The following is a 6,747-nucleotide window of genomic DNA, read 5'->3' on the forward strand; positions in this document are numbered from 1 at the left end:
CTCGGTGAGGATCTCGGGGCTCGTGCCGAAGTTCACGCGCACGTGCCCTGCCCCCTGCGCGCCGAACGCCGGGCCGAAGTGCAGGGCGACCTTCGCCTGCCGCAGGATCTGCTTGGCCGGGTTCGGACCCCAGCCGAGGTCGGTGAGATCGATCCACGCGAGGTAGCCGGCATCGGGCATCCGGTAGCGCGCTCCCGGCAGATGCCGTTCGAGCAGGTCGGCCAGCAGCCTGCGGTTCTCGTCCAGCGCGGCCAGCAGGCCGTCCAGCCACTCATCGCTCTCCTCGGAGAACGCGGCGACGGCCGCCAGCATCCCGAACTGGCCGGTGCGCCACTCCACCTCGATCGGCAGGGAGCGCAGCACCGCCGTGGTGTCGTCGGATGCCGAGATCATCAGGGCGCATTTCAGCCCCGCGAGGTTGAACGCCTTGCTGGCGCTGGTGACGGCGTACCCGATGCGCCGAGCGGCGTCGCCGCTGGCCAGGAACGGCGTGAACACGGCATCCGGCTGGGTCAGCGGCGCGTGGATCTCGTCGGAGACGACCGCGGCGCCGTACTGCTCGGCGAGGCGCGCCAGCGCGTCCAGGCTCTCGGCGGAGTGCACCGAGCCGGTGGGGTTGTGCGGATTGCAGAGCAGCACCGCCCTGCTGCCGTCGGCCAGGGCCTTCTCGATCGCCGCGAGGTCGAGCTCCCAGCCCTCCCCCGTGTCGCGCAGCGGAACACGCTCGGCGACCCCGCCGGCCTCGTCCACCAGGTCGAAGAACGGCGGGTAGATGGGCGGGTTGACGATCACCCGCTCCCCCGGATGGATGACCCGGCGGAGGATCTCCACGATGCCCATGCTGACATCCGCGGTGGACCGGATGCGGGCGGTGTCGACCGTCCAGCCGAATCGACGCTGCGCGAACGCCGCATAGGCGGCGGCCAGCGGCGTGTGAGAGGCCACGTACCCGGTGTCGCCGATGCGCACAGCTCGCTCCAGCGCCGCGGTGATCGGGGGCGCGAGCGGAAAGTCGGTCTCCGCCACGAACAGCGGCAGCACCTCCTCGGGGTACTCCCGCCACTTCTCGCTGGAGCGCTCCCGCAGCTCGTCCAGAGTGAGCGCGCGGATCGGGGTGACGGTCATGATCTCCTCCAGTCGAACGGGATACCGAAGGGGCACAGCCCTGCGGCCGTGCCCCTTCGATGTCGCTTCTCGGGTTTCGTCTCACTCGCCTTCGGCGTGTTCGCTCAACCTTGACATGCCCACGCGTCAAGTCCGCTTCGCGGCCGTGACCCGTGTCATGTCAGATCGCGAAGCCGAGCGCGCGCATCATGTCGCGCCCGTCGTCGGTGATCCGCTCCGGGCCCCACGGCGGCATCCAGACCCAGTTGATCCGGAAGCGGTCGACCACGGAGTCCAGCGCCTGCGCCGTCTGCTCCTCGAGCACGTCGGTGAGCGGGCATCCGGCGCTGGTGAGCGTCATGTGGATGACCAGGGCGTCGTTCTCGTCGTCCCAGGCGAGATCGTAGATCAGTCCCAGGTCGACGACGTTGATCCCGAGCTCGGGATCCATGACGTCCTTCAGAGCCTCGGTGACCTCGTCGTACTTCTCGTCGGTCAGCGTTGCGGTCATGCTCTCAGCCTACGCTTCGATGGGCGCACTGGGGTCGAGGAAGCGGTCGTAGCCCTCCTCTTCGAGGCGGTCGGCCAGCTCGGGGCCGCCCTCCTCGACGATCTTCCCCTTGACGACCACGTGCACGAACTGCGGACGGATGTAGCGCAGGATGCGGGTGTAGTGCGTGATCAGCAGCACGCCGAGGTTGGTGGCCTCCTTGGCGCGGTTGACGCCCTCGGAGACGATCTTCAGCGCGTCGACGTCGAGACCGGAGTCGGTCTCGTCGAGCACGGCGAGCTTCGGCTTGAGCACCTCGAGCTGCAGGATTTCGTGGCGCTTCTTCTCGCCGCCCGAGAAGCCCTCGTTGACGTTGCGCTGCGCGAACTTCGGGTCCATGCGCAGGTTGGTCATCGACGCCTTGACGTCCTTGGTCCACTGACGGATCGAGGGTGCCTCGCCGTCCAGCGCGGTCTTCGCGGTGCGCAGGAAGTTGGTCACCGTGACGCCAGGGATCTCCACCGGGTACTGCATGGCGAGGAACACGCCGGCACGGGCGCGCTCGTCAACGCTCATGGACAGCACGTCCTCGCCGTCGAAGGTGATCGTGCCCTGCGTGACGGTGTACTTCGGGTGCCCGGCGATCGTGTACGCGAGGGTCGACTTGCCGGAGCCGTTGGGGCCCATGATGGCGTGCGTCTCGCCGGTCTTGATCGTCAGGTCGATGCCGTTGAGGATCGGCGTCGTGCCCTGATCGGTCTCGACCGTCACATGAAGATCGCGGATCTCGAGAACAGACATTCAGACTTCCTTAATGACAGTGGGGTCGATGAGCACGTCGTCGCCGTCGATCTCGACGACGTAGACGGGGACGGGCTCGTAAGCGGGGAGGTTGAGGGGCTTGCCGGAGAGCAGCGAGAAGCGCGAGCCGTGGGCCCAGCACTCCAGGGTGTCGCCCTCGACGAAGCCCTCGGCGAGGGAGATGTCGCCGTGCGTGCAGCGGTCGCCGATCGCGTGGATGTCGCCGGCGGCGTCCTTCACGATCGCCATCGCCACGCCGTCGAGCTCGACACGCAGCGGCGTGTCCAGCTCCAGCTCGCTGACGCCGCAGGCGCGCAGCGCGGTCACGCCTCGACTCCGATCAGCTCGGCGTCGATCGCGGCGAGCAGCTCTGTCTGCAGCTCGGGGATCTGGATGCGCTGCACGACCTCGGTGAGGAACCCGAGCACCACCAGGCGACGGGCCTCGGCCTCGGTGATGCCTCGCGCCTGCAGGTAGAACAGCTGCTCGTCGTCAAAGCGACCGGTCGCACTCGCGTGTCCGGCGCCCACGATGTCACCCGTCTCGATCTCGAGGTTCGGGATCGAGTCGGCGCGCGCACCCTCGGTCAGCACCAGGTTGCGGTTCGCCTCGTAGGAGTCGGTACCGGTGGCATCCGGTCCGATCAGCACGTCGCCGATCCACACGCTGTGCGCGCTCGCACCCCGCAGTGCGCCCTTGTAGAGCACGTCGCCGGTGGTGTGAGGGCCCTTGTGGTGCAGGTAGACCTGGCTCTCCAGGTGCTGACCGGCATCCGCGAAGGAGAGGCCGTACAGGCGCCCCTCCGCGCCGCTGCCGGCGAGCTCGACGTTCGGGTTCACGCGCACCACGCCGCCGCCGAAGCTGACGACGAAGTGGGTGAGCTCGGCGTCGCGGTCCACGCGGGCCTGGTGAGCGGCGGCGTGGATGGCATCGTCCTGCCACTGCTGGACGGACACCAGCGTGAGCTTGGCGCCGTCGCGGACGATGATCTCGACGTTCTGCGCGTACTGCGCGGTGCCGGCGTGCCGCAGCACGACCGTGGCCGAGCTGTGCGGGAGCGCCTCGATCACGAGGTGCCCGTCCGCACGGCCGCCCTGACCGTCGATCTGGATGACGATCGGCTCGGCGACGACCTCCTCGCCGGGGATGCTGAGATGCATGGCATCCGCAGCCCCCTGCCAGGCCACGGCCGAGACGACGTCCTCCGGGCGGAAGAACTCGCCGCGGGGTGCCGTGCCGCGCGCCAGCGCGGGCCGCAGGTACTGCTCGTGGCTGACCGAGTACGTCACGCCGTCGTTCGCCTCAGCGGGCTCGAACAGCGACGTGAGCTGCGCGATCGGGGTGTGCTTCCAGTTGACCTCGCGGCCGGTGGGCGCGCCGAAATCGGCGGGCTCGAAGGAGTGCGGGCGCTCGGAGCGCGTCTGGACCGGCACGAAACCGGTGTTCGCGATCCTCGCGGCGGGGTCGATGTGCGTGTTCGTGTGCGGCGCCTCTGCGGGCGCCTGAGTGGGGGCCGTCATCTCAGCCGACACTGCCTTCCATGCCCATCTCGATGAGCTTGTTCAGTTCCATCGCGTACTCCATGGGCAGCTCGCGCGCGATGGGCTCGATGAACCCGCGCACGATCATGGCCATGGCCTCGGTCTCGGAGATGCCGCGCGACTGCAGGTAGAAGAGCTGCTCCGCGCTGACCTTGGAGACGGTGGCCTCGTGGCCGAGCTGCACGTCGTCGACGCGGATGTCGATCGACGGGTACGTGTCGGAACGGGACTGCGTGTCCACCAGCAGGGCGTCGCAGACCACGGAGTTCGAGGAGTGATGGGCGGCGGGATCGACCCGCACCTCACCGCGGTAGCCGGAGCGACCGCCGCCGCGCGCGATCGACTTGGAGACGATCGACGACTGCGTGTATGGCGCCTGGTGCACCATCTTGGCGCCGGCGTCCTGGTGCTGGCCGGGGCCCGCGAAGGCCACGGAGAGCGTCTCGCCCTTGGCGTGCTCGCCGACGAGGTAGATCGACGGGTACTTCATGGTGACCTTGGAGCCGATGTTGCCGTCGACCCACTCCATCGTCGCGCCCTCGTGCGCGATCGCGCGCTTGGTCACGAGGTTGTAGACATTGTTCGACCAGTTCTGGATCGTCGTGTAGCGCACGCGGGCGTTCTTCTTCACGATGATCTCGACGACGGCCGAGTGCAGCGAGTCCGACTTGTAGATCGGAGCCGTGCAGCCCTCGATGTAGTGGACGTAGCTGTCCTCGTCGGCGATGATCAGGGTCCGCTCGAACTGACCCATGTTCTCGGTGTTGATGCGGAAGTACGCCTGCAGCGGGATCTCCACGTGCACGCCCTTGGGGACGTACACGAACGAGCCGCCCGACCACACGGCCGTGTTCAGCGCCGCGAACTTGTTGTCGCCGGCGGGGATCACGGTGCCGAAGTACTCCTCGAAGAACTCGGGGTGCTCGCGCAGCGCCGTGTCGGTGTCCATGAAGATGACGCCCTGCGCCTCCAGGTCCTCGCGGATCTGGTGGTAGACGACCTCGGACTCGTACTGCGCGGCGACACCGGCGACCAGGCGCTGGCGCTCGGCCTCGGGGATGCCCAGGCGCTCGTAGGTCTCGCGGATGTCCTCCGGGAGGTCCTCCCAGGACTGCGCCTGCTTCTCGGTGGAGCGGACGAAGTACTTGATGTGGTCGAAGTCGATCTCACTGAGGTCGGCGCCCCAGGTCGGCATCGGCTTGCGGCCGAAGAGCGCGAGTCCCTTGAGACGGGTCTTCAGCATCCACTCCGGCTCGGACTTCAGGGCGGAGATGTCCCGCACGACGGCTTCGCTGAGACCGCGTCTCGCGCTCGCTCCGGCGGCGTCGGGATCGTGCCAGCCGAATTCGTACACCCCCAGACCATCCAGCTCCGGGCGGTCGATCAGCACATCCGACATCACACACTCTCCTCAAACGGGCCGCAACGGTGTCATCCGCCCCGACACACCAGACCCCCGTCGAGTCTGCGGGGGTCGGATGCCGCTGGTGGGCCCCATCATTCCGGCGCTCATCTCGCGCCTAGACTGTCAGTGATGGACGCCGCGCTCTGCGCGCCCATCACAACCATCCCGATTCTACAGGTTCCGCCTCGCGGACGGGCCGCGACCGTCCACGATGCGGAGCCGGAGGCCACATGCCCGTCAGCTCCGCCACGACCGAATCCCCCACGCCCGCCGGGCCCCGCGACGTCGTCATCGCACGTCCGCTCCGCGTCCTGGCGTGGCTCTCCTTCCTCGCCGAGGTGCTCATCATCGGCACCGGCGGCGCGGTCCGCCTGACCGGCTCGGGGCTCGGATGCTCGGACTGGCCGCTCTGCACGCCCGAGTCGCTGGTGCCGATCCTCGAGGTCCAGGGCATCCACGGCGCGATCGAGTTCGGCAACCGCACCATGACGGGCCTGGTCGGCCTGCTCGCCCTCGGCGTGCTCATGCTCACCCTGCACGCCGTGAGCGGCAGGCGCCTTGTCGTCCGCGCCGTGTGGTTCGCGGTCGGCGGCATCGTGCTGGCCGTCCTCGTCTACATCGCTGCTTCCGCTCTGAGCGTCGTGGCCTCGGCCGCGCTGATGTCGGCCGCCCTGCTACTGGCCGTGCTGGTCGGCATGGTGGACTCGCTGCGCCGCACCACCGTCCGCAGGGACCTGGCGGTGCTCGCGTGGCTGGTGCTCGTCGGTGTGATGGCGCAGGCCGTGGTGGGCGGCTTCGCCGTGATCAGCGAGCTGAACCCGTTCATCGTCGGATTCCACTACGCCTCCTCGCTCCTGCTCGTGTGCGTGACCGCGCTGTTCCTGGTGCGCCTGGACACTGTTCCCGGCCCGCGGGAGAGGGCCGTGCCGGTCTGGTTCGCGGCGCTCACCCACATCACCGGCCTCGCGCTCGCGCTGACCATCCTCTTCGGCGTGCTCACCACGGGATCCGGTCCTCATTCGGGCGACGTGAACATCAAGCGGGAGGGCTTCGACGCCAGCATCCTCGCGCATGTGCACTCCTGGCCCGGCTACGTGCTCGCCGCGCTGGTGCTCGCGCTCGCGATCTCGGCGTGGCTGCTCGCGCTGCCGCCGCGGCGCTGGCTGCTGGTGCTCATCATCGCCATCCTGGTGCAGGTGGCCGTCGGCGTGCTGCAGGCGCGCACCGGGCTGCCGCCCGTGCTCGTCGGCGTGCACATGCTCCTGGCCTCGCTGTCCGCAGCCGCGTACACCGTCGTCGTGACGAAGCTCAAGAAGCCAGTCGGGACCATGAACCCCGACGCGGGGGCCTGACCTCCCCCGCCGATGCGAAGAGGCCCGGCTCGTCCATGGACGAGCCGGGCCTCT

6 protein-coding genes and 1 pseudogene are annotated in these 6,747 nt (G+C 68.7%); 1 reads left to right on the top strand and 6 read right to left on the bottom strand.

Features of this window, described 5'->3' with window-relative positions; genetic code table 11:
* Nucleotides 1-69: 69 nt before the first annotated feature.
* The 6 genes and pseudogenes from BGN97_RS13650 to sufB all read right to left on the bottom strand — a co-directional run.
* Nucleotides 70-1,125 (bottom strand): annotated as a pseudogene (locus BGN97_RS13650) (aminotransferase class I/II-fold pyridoxal phosphate-dependent enzyme); the annotation flags it as partial.
* Nucleotides 1,126-1,285: 160 nt separating this feature from the next.
* Nucleotides 1,286-1,615, bottom strand: coding sequence for a metal-sulfur cluster assembly factor (locus tag BGN97_RS13655; RefSeq protein WP_285630448.1), 330 nt, complete (start codon nucleotides 1,613-1,615; stop codon nucleotides 1,286-1,288).
* Between the two features lie 9 nt (nucleotides 1,616-1,624).
* Nucleotides 1,625-2,395: a Fe-S cluster assembly ATPase SufC gene (sufC, locus tag BGN97_RS13660; RefSeq protein ID WP_285630446.1), complete on the bottom strand. Its 771-nt coding sequence runs from the start codon at nucleotides 2,393-2,395 to the stop codon at nucleotides 1,625-1,627.
* A complete protein-coding gene (locus BGN97_RS13665; protein ID WP_285630443.1) occupies nucleotides 2,396-2,722 on the bottom strand; it encodes a non-heme iron oxygenase ferredoxin subunit in 327 nt (108 codons plus the stop codon). It abuts the gene before it with no gap.
* On the bottom strand, nucleotides 2,719-3,915 hold the full coding sequence (sufD, locus tag BGN97_RS13670; protein WP_292702570.1) for a Fe-S cluster assembly protein SufD: 1,197 nt from the start codon (nucleotides 3,913-3,915) through the stop codon (nucleotides 2,719-2,721). The genes BGN97_RS13665 and sufD overlap by 4 nt, the downstream gene beginning before the upstream one ends.
* Before the next feature lies 1 nt (nucleotide 3,916).
* Complete coding sequence (gene sufB / locus BGN97_RS13675; protein WP_292702572.1) at nucleotides 3,917-5,335, bottom strand: Fe-S cluster assembly protein SufB; 1,419 nt, start codon at nucleotides 5,333-5,335, stop codon at nucleotides 3,917-3,919.
* Nucleotides 5,336-5,571: 236 nt separating this feature from the next.
* Here sufB and BGN97_RS13680 point away from each other — a divergent pair, with 236 nt between their 5' ends.
* On the top strand, nucleotides 5,572-6,693 hold the full coding sequence (locus BGN97_RS13680) for a COX15/CtaA family protein (RefSeq protein WP_292702573.1): 1,122 nt from the start codon (nucleotides 5,572-5,574) through the stop codon (nucleotides 6,691-6,693).
* Nucleotides 6,694-6,747: the final 54 nt, after the last annotated feature.

Source organism: Microbacterium sp. 69-10, assembly GCF_001897945.1.
GTDB lineage: Bacteria > Actinomycetota > Actinomycetes > Actinomycetales > Microbacteriaceae > Microbacterium.

Bases quoted from the DNA above. Each gene is read 5' to 3' on its own strand.
- sufB (WP_292702572.1), bottom strand. From the start codon at position 5,335: ATGTCGGATGTGCTGATCGACCGCCCGGAGCTGGATGGTCTGGGGGTG.
- sufC (WP_285630446.1), bottom strand. From the start codon at position 2,395: ATGTCTGTTCTCGAGATCCGCGATCTTCATGTGACGGTCGAGACCGAT.
- sufD (WP_292702570.1), bottom strand. From the start codon at position 3,915: ATGACGGCCCCCACTCAGGCGCCCGCAGAGGCGCCGCACACGAACACG.
- BGN97_RS13655 (WP_285630448.1), bottom strand. From the start codon at position 1,615: ATGACCGCAACGCTGACCGACGAGAAGTACGACGAGGTCACCGAGGCT.
- BGN97_RS13680 (WP_292702573.1), top strand. From the start codon at position 5,572: ATGCCCGTCAGCTCCGCCACGACCGAATCCCCCACGCCCGCCGGGCCC.